This window comes from Butyrivibrio hungatei, assembly GCF_001858005.1.
Classification (GTDB): domain Bacteria; phylum Bacillota; class Clostridia; order Lachnospirales; family Lachnospiraceae; genus Butyrivibrio; species Butyrivibrio hungatei.
Genome location: NZ_CP017831.1, coordinates 2404657 through 2421784 on the forward strand (window position 1 = coordinate 2404657; position 17128 = coordinate 2421784).

The 17128-nt window shown below is 41.4% G+C and carries 13 protein-coding genes and 1 riboswitch; of the genes, 3 read left to right on the forward strand and 10 right to left on the reverse strand.

What is annotated here, in order from left to right; all coding sequences use genetic code 11:
* Positions 1-76: 76 nt before the first annotated feature.
* Positions 77-1630, forward strand: a complete 1554-nt coding sequence (locus bhn_RS11155; protein WP_071176765.1) for a glycoside hydrolase family 43 protein — start codon at positions 77-79, stop codon at positions 1628-1630.
* 119 nt (positions 1631-1749) lie between these two features.
* Entirely contained in the window at positions 1750-2220 is a 471-nt protein-coding gene (locus bhn_RS11160; protein WP_071176766.1) for a hypothetical protein, read from the forward strand.
* Positions 2221-2275: 55 nt separating this feature from the next.
* On the opposite strand, the gene thiC is transcribed toward bhn_RS11160, so the two are convergent.
* The 7 genes from thiC to bhn_RS11195 all read right to left on the reverse strand — a co-directional run bounded on the left by thiC (position 2276) and on the right by bhn_RS11195 (position 10034).
* Positions 2276-3580 carry a phosphomethylpyrimidine synthase ThiC gene (gene thiC, locus bhn_RS11165; protein ID WP_071176767.1) on the reverse strand — a complete coding sequence of 435 codons (1305 nt, stop codon included), beginning with the start codon at positions 3578-3580 and terminating at the stop codon, positions 2276-2278.
* A gap of 53 nt (positions 3581-3633) precedes the next feature.
* Positions 3634-4461, reverse strand: coding sequence for a bifunctional hydroxymethylpyrimidine kinase/phosphomethylpyrimidine kinase (gene thiD / locus bhn_RS11170; protein WP_071176768.1), 828 nt, complete (start codon positions 4459-4461; stop codon positions 3634-3636).
* Between the two features lie 10 nt (positions 4462-4471).
* Positions 4472-5107 carry a thiamine phosphate synthase gene (gene thiE / locus bhn_RS11175; protein WP_071176769.1) on the reverse strand — a complete coding sequence of 212 codons (636 nt, stop codon included), beginning with the start codon at positions 5105-5107 and terminating at the stop codon, positions 4472-4474.
* Between the two features lie 9 nt (positions 5108-5116).
* On the reverse strand, positions 5117-5935 hold the full coding sequence (gene thiM, locus bhn_RS11180) for a hydroxyethylthiazole kinase (RefSeq protein ID WP_071176770.1): 819 nt from the start codon (positions 5933-5935) through the stop codon (positions 5117-5119).
* On the reverse strand, positions 5936-6472 hold the full coding sequence (gene thiW, locus bhn_RS11185) for an energy coupling factor transporter S component ThiW (RefSeq protein WP_071176771.1): 537 nt from the start codon (positions 6470-6472) through the stop codon (positions 5936-5938). It abuts the gene before it with no gap.
* A gap of 66 nt (positions 6473-6538) precedes the next feature.
* Positions 6539-6644, reverse strand: a riboswitch (TPP riboswitch).
* Between the two features lie 670 nt (positions 6645-7314).
* Positions 7315-8634, reverse strand: coding sequence for an MFS transporter (locus bhn_RS11190; protein ID WP_083385940.1), 1320 nt, complete (start codon positions 8632-8634; stop codon positions 7315-7317).
* Positions 8635-8702: 68 nt separating this feature from the next.
* Positions 8703-10034, reverse strand: coding sequence for an MATE family efflux transporter (locus bhn_RS11195; RefSeq protein ID WP_071176773.1), 1332 nt, complete (start codon positions 10032-10034; stop codon positions 8703-8705).
* A gap of 312 nt (positions 10035-10346) precedes the next feature.
* Between bhn_RS11195 and bhn_RS11200 the strand changes: the two genes are divergently transcribed.
* Positions 10347-10814, forward strand: coding sequence for a Crp/Fnr family transcriptional regulator (locus bhn_RS11200; protein ID WP_161487326.1), 468 nt, complete (start codon positions 10347-10349; stop codon positions 10812-10814).
* A gap of 6 nt (positions 10815-10820) precedes the next feature.
* Here bhn_RS11200 and bhn_RS11205 read toward each other — a convergent pair whose 3' ends face one another.
* From bhn_RS11205 to bhn_RS11215, 3 genes are read right to left on the reverse strand one after another with little or no spacing between them, the layout of a single operon-like run.
* A complete protein-coding gene (locus bhn_RS11205) occupies positions 10821-12323 on the reverse strand; it encodes an ATP-binding protein (RefSeq protein WP_071176775.1) in 1503 nt (500 codons plus the stop codon).
* 44 nt (positions 12324-12367) lie between these two features.
* The gene (locus tag bhn_RS11210) at positions 12368-13717 is read right to left on the reverse strand and encodes a vWA domain-containing protein (RefSeq protein ID WP_071176776.1); all 1350 of its coding nucleotides are present in this window, start codon (positions 13715-13717) and stop codon (positions 12368-12370) included.
* A 57-nt stretch (positions 13718-13774) separates the two neighbouring features.
* Positions 13775-17095: a DUF5107 domain-containing protein gene (locus tag bhn_RS11215; protein WP_071176777.1), complete on the reverse strand. Its 3321-nt coding sequence runs from the start codon at positions 17093-17095 to the stop codon at positions 13775-13777.
* Between the last annotated feature and the right edge of the window lie 33 nt (positions 17096-17128).

The following is a 17128-nucleotide window of genomic DNA, read 5'->3' on the forward strand; positions in this document are numbered from 1 at the left end:
CAGCAATAAGTTCAGAGAAAAGAGATACCCTCAAAATCTATAATTATTTTCAGAATAAAATGAGAGGTTTATACTTATGAATCCAATAAATCCATTGATTCCATTGGACTATCCAGATCCAGATGTTATCCGCGTTGGAAATACTTTCTATATGGTCAGTACAACAATGTATTTCATGCCAGGGTGTGAAATACTGCGTTCCTTTGACCTTCTTCACTGGGAGCATGCTTCATACGTATATGAAACCCTTGACTCCACTCCTGCTCAGCGCCTTAACGGTAAGGAAAATATCTACGGACAGGGCATGTGGGCTGCCAGCATCAGATACCATCAGGGTACGTTTTACATCATCTTTGTGGCTAATGACACCCACAAAACATATCTTTTCAAGTCCAAAACAATAGAAGGCCCATGGAAAAAAAGTGAAATCAGCGGTTTCTATCACGATAACTCCCTCCTTTTTGATGACGACGGGCATATTTTCATATTATCCGGAAACAGAGACATCTATTTAACTGAATTAAACGCTGATCTAACTGGTCCAAAGGAAGGCACGGACAGCAGGATCATAATCAGAGATAAGTTAGATGCTTATCTTGGCTACGAAGGTGCTCACTTCTACAAAATCAACGGCTACTACTACATCTTCCTTATACACATGCCAAGAACAACCGGCAAAAGAACTGAGAGCTGTTTCTACGCCAGATCTCTTGATGACGAATTTGTCGGCCTTGACGTAATGGATGATGATAGAGGATTTAGAGGAATGGGCGTAGCTCAGGGCGGTATCGTTGATACTCCAGACGGAAAGTGGTATTCCATTTTATTTCAGGATAGCGGCGCTGTAGGTCGTCTTCCTATCCTGATGCCGATCACCTGGTCAAAAGACTCACCATCTATCCCTGTATTTGGTGATAAGGGCGTAATACCTGAAGAGTTTTCCACACCAGACCTTAATCCCGGCTATAGTTATGCACCTCTTTTTGGAGATGATGATTTTAAGGGTGAGTTAAAGAGCTTTTGGCAGTACAATCATGAGCCAGACAAAGCACTTATTTCACATAATAAGGATAAGGGAACTTTCTCTATCACGACTGATAAGCTATGTAACAATGTAACTCAGGCCAAGAATACCCTGACACAGAGATGTCTTTTCCCTAAATCCAAAGCTTCTGTAATGCTTGATGCTTCTAAAATCAACGAGGGCGATTACGCGGGGCTTTGCATACTCCAGAGTAACTACGCATTCGTTGCTGTCACCAAAAGAAATGGTGAATACTATCTTATTATGGGCAATCACGTTGTTACTGTACCAGGCATCTGGGGTGAAAGGAATGATGACTCCTTTGCTCTTGAACTATTCAAAGTAAAGCTCTCCTCTCCTAAAGTACGCCTTGCATCAGAAGCAAGCTTTGATTCTCAAAGATACACTGCTTCAAGCAGCGTTTGCCCTGATAAAGTAAGCTTTAGCTATGATATAGGGGATGGTTTTATAAGAATACTTCAGACTTCATCCCTTTCATTTAAACTCGATCACTTTACCGGAGCCAGATATGGACTCTTCAACTTCAGTACAGCTGAAGCAGGCGGAACTGCAACCTTCTCAGAATTCAGATATGAAGAGGCTTAAGCGGATTTATAGAATAAAATATTAATTATTTTTTCAAAAAAGCAACATTTTTAAAAAAAATGTTGTATAGTATATGAGTTATTTATTTAAAGATTATTTTTTTTGGAGGTTTTTTTCAGATGAAAAAGGTCAATGACGCAGACAAGAACGCTATGCTCGGTGCACTTCTTGCTGAGGGAGAGCAGTACACAGCAACAGCATTCATGAACACAATTCCATCAAGCATCGATTTCTTTAGCTTCTTTGGAGCAATCGGAGCAGTTATCGGAAGCTTCTTCCCAGATGACGGATTCTCAAGACGTCACAACGGATATGTTGGTGTAACAAACGACAGCATCAACTTCGCTATCCTTAACATGTACAACGTAACAAAGCTTCAGAATACAGTAAAGATCAACTTCTCAGATATCACAAACATCAAGGTTAATGACAAGAAGACATATGCAAGCGTAAATATCTGGGTTGGAAAAAAGAAATACTTCATTCAGCTTCCAAAAAAGCTTCTTGGTGCAAAGCTTGAGAACCAGGCTGAAAATGCTTCAGCAGTTGCAGCAGCACTTAGCAGACTTACAGCTTCAAGCGTAGCTTAATCATAAGGCATAACAAAACCCTGGCAAGAAATCGCCAGGGTATATTTATGCCCTTTTATAAAATATCAATATGTTCGCCGGCAAGAGCCTTGTTCATACTACGGACTGCACAGAACTTGCCGCACATAGAACAGGTATCGTCAAATTCTGGTGCTCTGTCTGCACGGATTGCTTTGGCTGTCTCAGGGTCAATGGCGCACTCCCACTGTTTATCCCAATCAAATATTCTTCTGGCATCTGCCATCTTGTTATCAATATCCATGGCGTGAGGAATCTTTTTGGCTATATCAGCTGCGTGAGCTGCAATCTTGGAGGCAATGATTCCCTGCTTAACATCATCTACGTTAGGGAGAGCAAGATGCTCAGCTGGTGTTACATAGCACAGGAAAGCTGCACCTGCTGCCGCTGCCATAGCTCCACCAATTGCAGATGTAATGTGGTCATAGCCAGGAGCAATATCTGTGACAAGAGGTCCCAATACATAGAAAGGCGCTCCCATGCAGATAGTCTGCTGTATCTTCATATTTGCTGCAATCTGATCCATTGGCACATGGCCAGGTCCCTCAACCATTACCTGTACATCTTTTTCCCAGGCTCTCTTAGTGAGCTCTCCAAGGCGCACCAACTCTTCAATCTGGCATACATCACTTGCATCAGCAAGGCAACCTGGTCTGCAGGCATCTCCAAGAGAAATTGTAACATCATGCTCTCTGCAGATTTCAAGGATCTCATCATAATACTCGTAGAATGGGTTCTCCTCTCCAGTCATACTCATCCAGGCAAATACAAGAGATCCTCCTCTTGATACGATATTCATCTTTCTTTTGTGATTTTTGATCTGATCGATTGTTTTTCTGGTTATTCCACAGTGAAGAGTTACAAAATCAACGCCATCCTCAGCATGAAGTCTTATAACATCAATAAAGTCCTTGGCTGTAAGCTCAGAAAGATCTCTCTGATAGTGGATGACGCTGTCATATACAGGAACTGTTCCCAGCATTACAGGACACTCCTCCACAAGCTTTTTTCTAAAGGGCTGTGTATTTCCATGGGATGAAAGATCCATGATAGCGTCAGCTCCCATATTTACTGCTGCCATAACCTTTTCCATCTCTACGTTGTAATCCTTACAATCCCTGGAAACGCCAAGGTTTACATTAATCTTGGTCTTTAACATAGAGCCAACACCCTTTGCCTTGATACATTTGTGATTCTTGTTAGCACAGATAACAACCTGTCCTTTGGCCACAAGGTCTCTGATCTCCTCCGGTGTCCTGTATTCATCCCTTGCCACCTCTTCCATCTGAGGTGTGATTATACCTTTTCTTGCAGCATCCATCTGTGTTGTGTAGTTAGTCATTTTTGTTCTCCTTTATGTAATCTTTTGTTTTCCTATCTACCTTTATTTCTGCTTTAAACTCTGTGAAGCAGTGGTCCTCTTCCATGTCCAAGATCCAGTCCCGCTCTGATACATTTTTCGAGATATCTCTTGGCTTTTCTTACTGCTTCTTCAAGGTCATCCCCAAGAGCAAGATTGCTTGCTATGGCACTAGATAAGGTGCATCCGGTACCATGGGTATTAGGATTATCTAATCTCTCACCTTCAAGCCATATACCCACCTTTTTATCTGGTAAATACAGATAATCCATTGATTTCTTTACAGCAAAAGAGCTGTGGCCGCCTTTTATAAGTACATTGCAGCCACAGGTCTCTCCAATTTTCTTACCTGCTTCTTCAATTTTTTCCCTGGAATCAAGGCTTTCCGGAGGTTTGCTACCACCGCCTGATCCATCTTTTAATAAACTTATGATTACCTCTGTCTCAGGAATATTTGGTGTCACCAGAGTGCACCTATGAAAAAGCTCATATATCATGTATTTCCTTGAGCCTTTCCTTGATAACTCTGTTCCTGATGTGGAGTTCATTATTGGGTCCAGTACCACGTTCCCAGCCTTGTATTTATCAAGTGCCATGGCTACTGCCTTCATGACCTCTAATCCCGGCAACATTCCTATTTTCACGGCATTTGGATATATATCGTCAAACACTGATGTAATCTGGTTTTTAACATAATCTGCCGGTACTTCCATGACTCCCTGGACTCCCAGAGTATTCTGAGCAGTAAGAGCAGTTATAACGCTCATTCCATATACTCCATGAGCTTCCATAGTCTTAAGATCAGCCTGTATTCCGGCTCCCCCGGAAGGATCTGACCCCGCTATCGATAAAACTGTTTTCATACCATTCCCCTTAAATTGTTTTTGCCGCCTCAAGTAAGTCCCTTGCAGCCTTCTCAGGATCCTCAGATTTCATGATCGCTGATACCACGCAAATACCTGCTATTGGCGCCCCTTTCAATATCTGAAGGTTACTGCTATTTAGTCCTCCTATGGCATTTGCAGGAATTGGTACTGCTCTGCAAATATCTTTTAATGTATCAACAGAAGTCAGCACTGTCTTAACCTTAGTGGTTGTTGGATAAATTGCTCCAACTCCCAGATAGTCTGCTCCCTGCTCACAGGCTATTTTTGCCTGTTCCACAGTCTTTGTGGTTGCTCCGATTATCATCTTGTCGCCGACAATCATTCTTGCTATATCTACAGGCATATCGCTCTGTCCCAGATGAACTCCCTCCGCGCCTATAGCCATAGCCACATCCACGCGGTCATCTACAATCAGGGGCACGCCATACTTTCTCGTAATTTCATGTACTTTTTTTCCAAGCTCCATGTACTCTCTGGTGCTCTTATCCTTTTCCCTTATCTGCACCATGGTGACTCCGCCCTTTAATGCCCTCTCTATCTTTTCTAGGAAAAGAGCTTCTGTAAGGCCTGTACTATCTGTTACAAGGTAAAGTTTCATGCTGTCTTTATCTAGTCTCTCCATTTTCCCGTCCTACTCTTTTCTTATCTTTGCTAGTTTTCTTATATCCTCATCCTGCAAAAGGCTTACTTCATCTAAAAGCTTTACTAAGAATGTTCCGCTTCCGACAGGTTCTTTAGCCGCTCTTTCTCCAGCAATTCCAAGGAAAGCACAGGCTTCTGCCACAGCTTCAATATCTTCCTGGGCCGCTAAAAAGCTCGCACATATAGCACCTAACATACAGCCAGTACCAGTGATCATCCCTAGTTCTTTGACACCGTTAGCTACTGCATAATTCCTCTCTCCGTCAGTAACTATGTCAGTTTTGCCGCTAGCAAGAATCACCGCATCAAGGTCCTTAGCTAGCTCTTTTGCTACGCTAGCGATATCTTCTGTATTTAAGGAAGCGTCGCCATCAACGCCGCTTCCCTTGTAGTTATCATCATATAAAGCCTTTATCTCGGAGTAATTTCCCTTTATCACCAGAAATGGCTTGGATTCCTCAGTAGTACATATGCAATCCATCGCTGTGATCAGTTTCTTGTAAAAGAACTCTTTTCTAATGTCAGAGCAAGCTACTCCCACAGCATCCACAACTATTGGAATCCTTTTATAGAGCGCTGTCTCAAAGGACTTCCTCATGGCTTCCATTCTTACATCAGTTATGTTTCCAAGATTTATCAAAAGAGCATCCGCTGAATCCGTAATATCTACAACCTCTGCCGGATGCTCAGCCATGATAGGCCTTGCTCCAAGTCCCAGAACCGAATTTGCACATTGCATAATGGATATTGGATTTGTTATGCAGTGGATCAGCTTATTACTGCACTTTAGCTTTTTTATGATTTCCATTTAAGCCGCCTTATCTTCGCTTCTTGGTACGTCTTTTAATGCATCCTGAATCTTCTTGAGCTGGCCTGTAGCCTTAAGCCTTAAAAGAAGCACAAATGCAATGCTTCCGCCGATCAAAGTTCCCATGATAAAGGATGGTACGTAAAAGAACCATGTAAGGCCTTCTTTGCCCCACAGATAGGTCATTACAGGATATGAAACGATTGCTCCGATAATACCTGTTCCAATGATCTCACCAAGAACTGCAGCTATTATCTTGCCTTTTGATAATTTGTAGAAAATACCTGAAAGTGTAGCGCCAAACACTGCCCCAGTAAGCGCAAGGGGAGGAATCCCCATGATCATCATTCTGATAACCCCTATCAGAACTGCGCAAAGAAATGCATAGGCAGGGCCCATAAACACTGCACATGTGACGTTGATAAGATGCGCCATAGGGCACATTCCCTCAACTCTTAGGATTGGTGATATTACAACTCCCAAAGCAACAAACATTGCAAGCATCACCATTCGTAGTAAGTAGTTACTTTTTTTCATAGCCATATCTCCTTGTAAAGTATGAAGCGGAAGCTCCCATCTGGATAGCTTCCGCATAAATTCACTCCTACTAAAACAAGGCATCCCTACGTTGGCATTATCCAAATCAGGTTCTCGGTCGAAGGTCACACCTTCCTCTCAGCCTGTACTACAAGCTCCCGTTTCTTTAGTTGTCTTATTTGTTATACACCCGCAAAGGTCAGGATGCAATAGTCTTTATTACTTTTTTATCACCATTCGCAGCTTCAGGCTATGGAGGGGACCCGCAGTAGGCCATATGGGGCCCGTAGCCAACCCAAGGGGGCCGCCAGCCTGAAGTTTATTATTTGTGAGTCTCTGAGGATTTTTCTATGTTCATGAGCGTTATATTTCTTACTTTAAATTCTGTTTTGAAACACTGTCTGAGTCTTTGATGCCATTTTTGCTGTAAAGTTTTGTTTTGCCCTCATCAAAAAAACGATACTTTTCTATGTGCTCATGCAGCTTTTGTTTTAATACGCATGCTCTTGCTAAACGCAAACCGCATGCGCTTCAAAAGCTGCTTATGAGCACAAGAAAATGGCGTTTTTTTGAAATCGTTCAAACCCAAAACTTTACATGCAAAAAATGGCAATCAAAGGCGACGCCACATTCACTTAGCGAAGAATGAGCTTAGTGAATGACGCACAGAGTGTTTTGTTTCAAAGAATTTAAAGTAAGAAATATAATGCCATGAACATAAAAATCCAAAGGATGAACAAAAATAAACTTCAGGCTGGCGGCCCCACTGGGTTGGCTACGGGCCCCATATGGCCTGCTGCGGGTCCCCTCCAAAGCCTGAAGCTGTGAATGATGATATAAATTTAAAGCTTTTGATGTTCGCGGTGGGCGAAGTATAAAGGGATCAGCGTAAGGAGCACTACTATGAGACCTGCGATAAATACTGCGTTTGTAGGCAGGTACTCTGTGAAGCCGTACTCATCAACAAATTCTCCACTGTTCTTGATAACAGGATTGGAGATGAGCGGTGCGATCACCATAGGTATCAGTACGTAAAAGACGATTCGGATACCCTCAAATTGTCCTCTGGAATCTTCTGGATACAGGCGCTTGGACCAAACTGTGATGGTCTGTAAAAAGAGGATATATCCGATACCTACAAACAACATTCCTGCCATAAGGTTAGGATTCCATACAGTGCTTGGATCAACATTTGTAGGCGATACCAAAAGCCCGATTATAAGAAGTCCTATGGAATTAAGTATTATTGCAGCAAATATGAGTAGTGATGACCTATCAGCCTTTATAAGCTTAATAGCTGGAATTGTAACGAACATGGCAACAATAAGTCCCACACCCTCTATAAGTCCCATGGTATCAGCTGTAAAGCCAAGGTAATAGATCATGAAGTTGCCTAAATGTGAGAAATATACATTAAAAGAGATGAAGTATACCGCAAGCATCAGGTTTACAAATACAAGTTCTCTGTGCTGTAGATATGCTTTTAAGTTAAATATTGAAAAGAACTGCTCTGAGAAAGAACCCTTTATTGAAGGCTTTAGGTTATCCACATCCTTCATTCCAAACAGTGATATTATCCCCAAAAGAATCACACTTCCACCAATAACAGTAAAGAGTCTCATGTAGTTATCATCTGCGCCAACAAGAAGTCCACCAGCTATAGTTCCTACAATTGTTCCTATTACAGGCTGAACTGCAAGTGCAGCTCCAAGTGCTCCCGAATTGTCAGGAGTCATATGGTCATTGATCCAGGCATTAAAGCCTATATCATTTCCCATAGATCCAAAGAAGCTCATGATAGCATCTGCTGCCACAACAGCAAATGCAATTCCAATAAGCGCAGAATTGCTGCCCTTATTCATAAATTCAGTTGTTCCAAAGAGGATAGTGAAGATTCCCCAGAGAATGTAACCAACAGATACAAGCGTCTTTCTATTACCCTTTCTGTCAGATACACATCCAAAAAGAAATGTAGAAACTGTAGTTGCCGCCGCAGATATAGCCAGCATCCACGAAATGATAGTTGGGTCCTTGGCAATCTTGGCATACACAAAGGTATTAAACCATTGATTCTCCATATTCCAGCACAGCTGTCCCGCAAGACCAAGGAGCCAGATCAAAGCCCAGAATCCAATACTGCTTTTTGCATTATTTTTCCCCATATTAGTTACCCCCGTATACATCAATTATACTACCGGTAACTAATATGGGGAATGTACCTAGAATCTTATCAATCAAATATCTCTTTCCACAAAAATACCTTAAACAGTACAAACGCTACAACAGTGGTGAATATATCCGATACAAACTGTGCTGATATAACTCCATTTAATCCCATCATCAAAGACAACACTATCATCACAGGTAAGAACACAATTCCCTGCCTGCATGCAGACAACACAAATGCTCCGGTAGCCTTGCCTGTTGCCTGGAAGGAGCATATCACTATAAGACATACGCCCATAAGTGGCATTCCTAGAAGCTGCATTCTGAGCATCATTACGCCCATCTTTATCATCTCAGGATCAGTCAGGAATCTAGCGATAAGCCCATTTGCAAATGCAGATAAAAGAACCAAGAACACAATTCCAGTTCCGCCAGTAACAGCCATTCCGAAAGCCAATATCTTTTTTAATCTATCCTTAAGTCCAGCACCGTAGTTGTAGCCAATAAGTGGCTGTCCGCCAAAAGCAAGACCTACGATCACCAGAAGCGCTATATTAACAATCTTGAGCACAATTCCCATGATAGCTATATTGTCATCGCCGTAAGGCTGAAGGAATCTGTTAGTAAGTGTAATACCTACTGTCTGCATGAGGTTTGTGATACTTGATGGAAGTCCGATAGCAAGGATACTTCCAAAAGATGCAGCATCAAGACTAAACATCCTAAAGTCCATGGAGAGCACATTACTCTTTTTAACAATAATTACTACAAAGAAAACACAGGTCACAATATATCCGATAACTGTAGCAATAGCTGCACCTGCTGCCCCCATTCCAAGTCCAAAGATAAATATTGGATCAAGGATCATGTTTACAACTGTTCCAATGATGGAACCGATCATGGACTGTAGTGACATTCCCTCTGCTCTTAACAGGTTAGATGGAACAAGTGAAAAGATAACAAAGGTTGATCCTAATATAAGCCAAGAATAGTACTGGTCTGCGTAAGCATAAGTCTGGGCTGTAGAGCCTAATACCATAAGTATCTGCTTTTTAAATGCAAGCATGATAACTGTAAATACTAAACCTGTGATAATTGCACTATAAAAGCACAGAACGCTCTTCTTTCTAGCATCATCTGTATCGTGAGCTCCAAGAATTCTAGATATAACAGAGCTTCCACCAATACCAAATATATCTCCTATTGCCAAAAGAAGTGTAAAAAGTGGCGCACATAGTGATATTCCTGCAATTAAATTAGTATTTCCTGTAAGGGCTATGAAATAGGTGTCCACAAGGTTGTAAACAAGAGTCACGACCATACCCATTACTACAGGAAGTGCCATTTTCATATAGGCCTTTGGAATAGCTTCTTTTTCAAATAAATCGTTTTGCATAACTGACCTCACTAAAACATATTATTGAAACAAAAAATCCATAACCCGCTAGGATTATGGATTTCCGTACCGTGGCAGAATCTCTTCCGCCCTACTAACAATATTTTCAACGGGGTTTATGCTACCATTACAATTTTTAATTGTCAAAACTTTTATCTTAGGATCTCATCAATCCTTGCTTTTTCTTTGTAGTCCTTGTCAAATTGAGCTACCTCCGTTATCTATAATTATACCTATGTATGCTATAATATAGAATATAAACTATCGTTTTTTCACAGTTTCTTTTTCCAATACGAGGGCGAAAACATGCTGATGAAAATACCCGAAGGTACTGTCATAATTCGCGAAGGCGAAGTAAATATGGACATGTACAAGATAATAAGTGGAAATGCAGAGATATATACGGGATATGGAACTGACAAGGAGGCAATTCTTGGAATTGTTTCTAAGGATGATTACTTTGGAGAGATGGGTCTTTTAACCCAGAAGCCAGCAATATACACTGTTGTGGCATTCAATGACATGGCGGTCATGAGGATCACTCTTGCAGATATCGACGAATACATTAAGAGTAATCATCACGACACCTTCGTCATCATGAAGAAAATGGCTGAATCCATGTACAACATGAAATACAGCATGGATATGTTCGTAAAAGACGTGGCTGAGGGCCGCGTGGATGTTAGAGAAAAGAACTATCAAGGGTTCTTTTCAAATCAATTTGCCAAGTACAATGTTCGCGGCGAAGTCGCCGGAACAAAGTACGAGAAAAAGAAATAAGATCTATCAAGTCAGCTCATAAACAAGGTTTCTAAGCTCCTGCTTTCTGTCATTTAGAAGTAGGAGCTTATTATAATTGTAATAAGCTTCATTACCTGTATCCTTAACAAATTTGAGGCTGTAATATGCATTTGATAGCTCTGTTATGAAGATTACCATCTCCTGGCTGCCGGTCAGAGACTCTGGATCGCCAAAGGTCTCTTCAACAAATTCAAAGCTGTGTGTCAGGTGAGCGTCTGTAGCCTTGATCCTGGCCTGGCGGGCATCTTCTCTTTCAGTGAACCATTTCTTGGCATAGTCTATGGCACTGCTTCCACCAGAAGCCTCGCGTTCCAGCAATTCAGACAGCTCTCTAATAAGCCCAATAGCAAGGCGTTTTACCTTTTCATCATCTCTGCTGATCATGCCTGCTTCAGCCTCTGCATCCAAGGCACTTTCCATATCACCTGCAACAGCGCCAAAATCAGCTGCATCACTTTCAGAAGCCTTTTCTTTTATGATCTCAAATAGGATCTTCTGAACAGCCTGATCTTTAGCATAATCCCTAAACTCATCCATAAGTTTATCTGTAAGAAGCCCGAGAATACTGAGTTTTTCATCAAAAGAGCCATTTCTTAAAGCTTCTTTGTTTTCAGGGAATCTTCCTTCCAAGATATCAGGAATTTTGTATAGCTCATTGTATCTGCGATACAGTTCATAGTAATCAGCAAAATCCCTTGCTATCTCTATATTTTGAAGGTACTGACTTGTAAGATTCTCATTAACTTCAATGCCAAGCTTTTCGTTAACCTTGATGATCCTTGAAAGATCCTCCCAGCCTCTTGCTGTCACAAAACTTCTGCCGTTTACATCAGTCTTTATGCTATAGAAATTATCTTTTTTGATTTCAAGATATGAAAGGATTGAGCCGTGAACACCTGCCTTGTAGGCATATTCCTTCCAGGCATCGAAGTCCTCTTCAATATTTATCTGGCGCACTCTATCAAGAGTTACGATATCAAAATCCCTTACAGACTTATTGTACTGAGGAGGGTTTCCAGCTGTTACAATGATGTAACCTTCAGGAAGCTTATGACTTCCAAAGGTCTTGTACTGTAAAAATTGCAGCATGGTTGGAGCAAGAGTCTCAGAAACGCAGTTGATCTCATCAAGGAAAAGAATTCCCTCTTTTACCTTAGACTTCTCGATCTGCTCGTAAACAGCTCCAATTATCTCACTCATGGTGTACTCAGTAACAGAATACTCTTTTCCTCCATAGCTCTTTTCAGAGATCTTTGGAAGACCAATGGCACTCTGCCTTGTGTGATGGGTTATAGTATAGGACACAAGTCCTATCCCAAGCTCGTGGGCAATCTGCTCCATAACGGCTGTTTTACCGATTCCGGGAGGTCCCATGAGAAGGATTGGTCTTTGTTTTTCAACAGGAATCTCATACTGACCTGCTTCATCCTTTAAAAGGTATGCCCTGACGGCGTTTTTTACCTCGTTTTTGGCTTCATCGATATTCATAACAAATATTCTCCATCTGATAATGATCTAGCTGATATATCATTTCAAACATATAGTTTAAGGGCCCAGGCAGGGACCTTTTCATCATTATAATCCCCATTCTCTGGAAAAAGGAATGCTGTATCATAATCTGTTGGTCTGTCAGGATAGACTCCGTAACCATCTGTAAAATATATCAGTCCCTTTAGATTACCAATGTCTCCAGATGACCTCAAGCTCTCAACCTTCTCAAAAACAGGCCTGAAGTCTGTTCCATATCCGCCCTCTACATGAATTCCTTCCGAGTAGCGTCTCATATCATCAACAGATTCTATGACATCATCCTTCTGAATCTGATCATCGCACTGCAAGACATGTATTCTGATCCTCTGAAAGAAATTGTCCTTGTTCAAAAGTATTGCTGCAGTCTCATTCAAAAATCTCTGCGCAAGTTCATCCTTGCAGGAAGCAGAAGTATCAATCGCTATAACAAGTTCCTGGATCTTTTTCACTTCCCTGAATTCATTTTCTTCGATAAGAGGCATATTCCCATAGTGATCAAGTCCAAAGGTATACATACCATAGTCAAAGGAATCCATGTCTATGCCGCCTTCTTCCCTTATGACCATGAACCTTTGCAGAAATTCTTTGTAATCAGTTCTTGAAGTATTGTGAAACTTCAGTATCCATGATAGTTTTCCAAGTCTGTCGCTGGCATTTTTACCAATAGTCTCTATCTCAGTCTGAAGTCTTTTCGCTTCCTTATCCCAGTCCTTTTCCTTATCCTGGATCTGCTTAAGGATAATAGGATTTATATGCTTCTTTTGCTCATTTTCAGAGTCATCATTTTCTGGAGGATCATCAGGGAGCCTTTGCCAAAAGCCGTGATCATCAAGCTTAAACTCCTGCTCAAGCTTTTCAATCTCGAATATATCTATAGTTTCTTCATTATCCTTGAAATACTTATAGAGCTTCTCTACTGTTAAGACCTTTAATTCTTTCTCCAGCTGAGAATACCATCTGTCTCTATAGTCCGAGGACACTCTGTAAATACACTGATAGTCCATGCCATCAAGGATTGACTCTACAACTATATCCGCACAAAGGTCATAAATTTGCACGTCTGTGTATCTGGCAGAGGTATACATATGTCTGAAGATGCAATGAAGTATCATATGAAGGTAAGTTCTGTTAAGCTTACCTGGTTCCTCCAAAAAAAGTTTACATACATAGGAGGGATTAAACCTGATATTAACTGCATCTGTACCTACGCTGGTAGTTGAAAGATCCATTTCATAGGACAGACTGGATAAAGCCGCTCCCATGAAACGCATAGCAATATAAAGTTCTGTTCTTGAAGCATTTAAAACTTCTCTGCCTGCTGCCTCAAGCTCTATTCTCCTGCTACTTGCCATACTAACCTCTCACTTGTGATAGATACCCCTATTATACAATCCAGATAGCAAACTCTGCTAGCACTCCTTTAGATATATTCCGGCATTCTGATGTGTATTTTCCATGATGAGTACCTTTCCAAAGTACTCTTTTGCCTTGTCCTTATCCCGAATTCCAAGGCTTCCAAGCCCCATAAGATAATAGCAATGTGCCTTGTTTTTAAGGTCCATATCTGCGTCAAACACAGACATATCAGGCATTGAAACTGCAAAATAATCCATCTTGAACTTGTCATCAAGATGCTGCTGGCCATAGTCAAGAAGCTTATAGAATCTGGAGTTTGCTTCCTTAACATTTCCAAGCTTCTCAAATGCTCGTCCCTGATAAAGGATCATGTCAGCAGGCTGGTCATAATAATACATCATACCTGCAACTTCCATGGCTCCCAACGTTGCCTTCTCATAATTTTCTCTTGCCTTTTCTTCGTCTCCAAGCTTCTCGTATGCTAGTCCCAGATGATAGTAAACATGGTTATCCTTTGTACCTTCAAGTCTTCCCTCTCCAAGGTTTTCAGGATAGCTCACTGCCTCTTTTAAGAGCCCCACTGCTTCCTTGCAGGATTTAGTATCCCCCTTTGTCAAAAGAGCCTTCGCCTGTTCTAGGAGACTAACCTTAAACTGAGTTGTTATCTTGCCCTCAGCTCCTTCCCAGGTCCTGAAAAGGTGGCTCTTAGTTCTTTTGATAGCTTCGTCGTACTTACCAAGACTATTAAGAAGTGTCACATATTCAACATAGAGATCATCGCGCTTTTCAATGAGCCCGATATTTTCTTCAAACCTTGCAAGTCTCTCTCCAAGTGGAACGTTAAGCTTCTGATAGAGCTGATCAAGTTCAAGGAACACCCTTGCATCGCTCTTATCAAGGTTAAAAGCCTTCTCCATAAGCTCTTTTGCCCTGTTCTTGTCATCACGCTTATTGTAATAAGCAATAGCAAGGTTCCTGCAAACAGTTGGGAATGTGTCATCAAGCGCTAGTGACTTCTCCCAATATTCAATAGCCAGGTCATATTGAAGCTTATCGTAGTACAGGCATCCAAGGTAGTAGCAAGCCTTAGAAGGATTCTTAGACACCTTAATAGCAGTCTTCAAAACCGCTATATCCTCAAGCTTATTAGGAAAACAATAATCTGATGGCATGTTCTGCGCAGTCTCAAACTGGCGAAGTGGCTCGTCCATGTAGTGGTAAGTCCTGATATCGCAGGCGCCTCTATAATAGCGAAGCATAGGGTGATGATCCTCCTCGCCCATTACGCCAGTGGCACCTGAGGCCTCTGAGTACATGCCCCACTCCATAAAATCTCTTGCAACCTGGAGGCAGATTTCATGATTACTTCTGATAAAGGACATATAGTCAAGCCAAGCACTCTCTCTGCTTCTTCCCTTATGGAACTGAATGCTGATATATCTTGATAAATAGTCAAACTCATCAAGTTCAAGGTTTTCCTTGACCATATTCATGGCATCTTTTTCTCTTTCAAGCTTAAGTAAAAGAAATGCCTTAAGTCCTCTGGCCTTGATATTATGTGAATTTTTAACAAGGGACCTCTCAACATGATCAAGAGCTTCCTCATAGTCTCCTCTTCTGGTATCAATTGCAGCTAGATAGTAATAGCCCATCTCCTGAAGCTCATTTACCCAGGTTGCCTTATAAAATGCCTCATAGGCTTCGTCATACTTTTCCTGGTAAAAAAGTGCCAAGCCCAAATTGTAATAAGGCTCGCTGTCATATGGATTTGGATGCATGACAGTAAGTCTTTCCAGAGCCTTTCTAAAGTACTTCTCTGCAATCTCAAATCTGCCTCTTCTAAACATTAAAAGGCCATAAGCATTATTAAGCCTTGTGTCACCCTCATCCCTCTTAAGTCCCTCAAGATAATAATCATCAGGAAGAAATGTAGCGTGCCTGTACTGCTCGATATGCTGCCCCGTAAGATAGAGCTCTTCATTAGTCTTTATCTCTTCTGGCAAAAGAGCTGCTTTAGCAGGTTCAGCAACCTTTGGGATTCCCTGATCCTTTGGCTCATAGGATACAAGCTCTTTGAAGCCGTCATATACACAAACCTTTAATTTGTACTGATCGATATCTCCAGGAATCAGTTTCTTGAGAGAAATTGTCTTTTCATAAATATCAACCGGTGAAAGCTTTGTTTCTTCTGAGTAAATTTCTTTTCTGTCGTAGTAAACAACTACTCTTGCACTTTCTCTAGGACTTGTACCATATACGCAAAGGTACAGTTTTCCATCCTTTTTAAGTTCCATATTGAGAGCTGCGTGGATGCTGGCATTCTTGACCTGTCCCACTTTCTTGTATGGCATAAAGTACTGCTTGAACACCTTCTCCTCAAAAGGCTTAAGCCACGAGAAATCAGGCTGGTTGTCACAATACATACCTGTCATAAGCTCGATGTATGGGCCATCTTCATCTGTAAGGTTCCTGTCCCATGCCTTTCCAAAATCGCCGCATCCCCAAGTCCACTGCTTTTTACCTGGAGATACGTGGTGATCTGCTACATGAAGTAAGCCTGCCTCTTTCTTGTAGTCATAACCTCCAACAAAGTTATAATCTGACTTTTCAGCCATATAAGAAGTTGGAACAGGGATGTTTTTGTATCTTGAAATATCTACGCCTTCGCTGTAGTCATGCTTGTAGTACTCTCCTGTTGCAATTGGAAATCTTGAAACAGCTCTTTTACCATGGTCATATACGTTATGAACATCAGGAGGAAAAATAGACTGTGTATGATCATTAACTGCAACAGCAGGGTTGGCCCACCACAGGAAAGTCTGTGGAAGAGGTGTCTTGTTGTAGAGCTGACCTGTGATCTCGATGTAGGCCTTATCCGGATACAAGGTAAACTTAGTCATTTCCTTGGTTCCATACATCTGGTCCACATCGCCAGTTAAAAGAGTAACGCTTCCATCCTTGTTTTCCTTGATGGAATAGCGAACTGGCATGTAGGTTGTTGGGCGATGATGCTGAGGCCAGTTAAACTCGATACCTCCTGAGATCCATGGGCCTGTAAGTCCCACAAGAGCAGGCTTGATGACCTTGTTGTAATAAACAAAGTCATAGTCATTGGTCTTGTCATAGGCTCTCTGGATCCTGCCCCCAAGCTCAGGAAGGATCATGATCTTAATATAATCATTCTCAAGATAGACAGCCTTCCACTTCTTGTCTGTCTTTTTTGTGCTTATATCATTAGTTGATGGATATGGATAGATCTTACCTGAACTTCCCTGGTATACTCTCTTTTCCAGAAACATAGGGTTCTTGTCAGGTGCTCCAACTTCATATGTTGGAATAACTACCCATTCTTCCCATATCTTTGCTTTTTTCATTCTTGCCTCCATATAGCTTGACCACTTATTTAT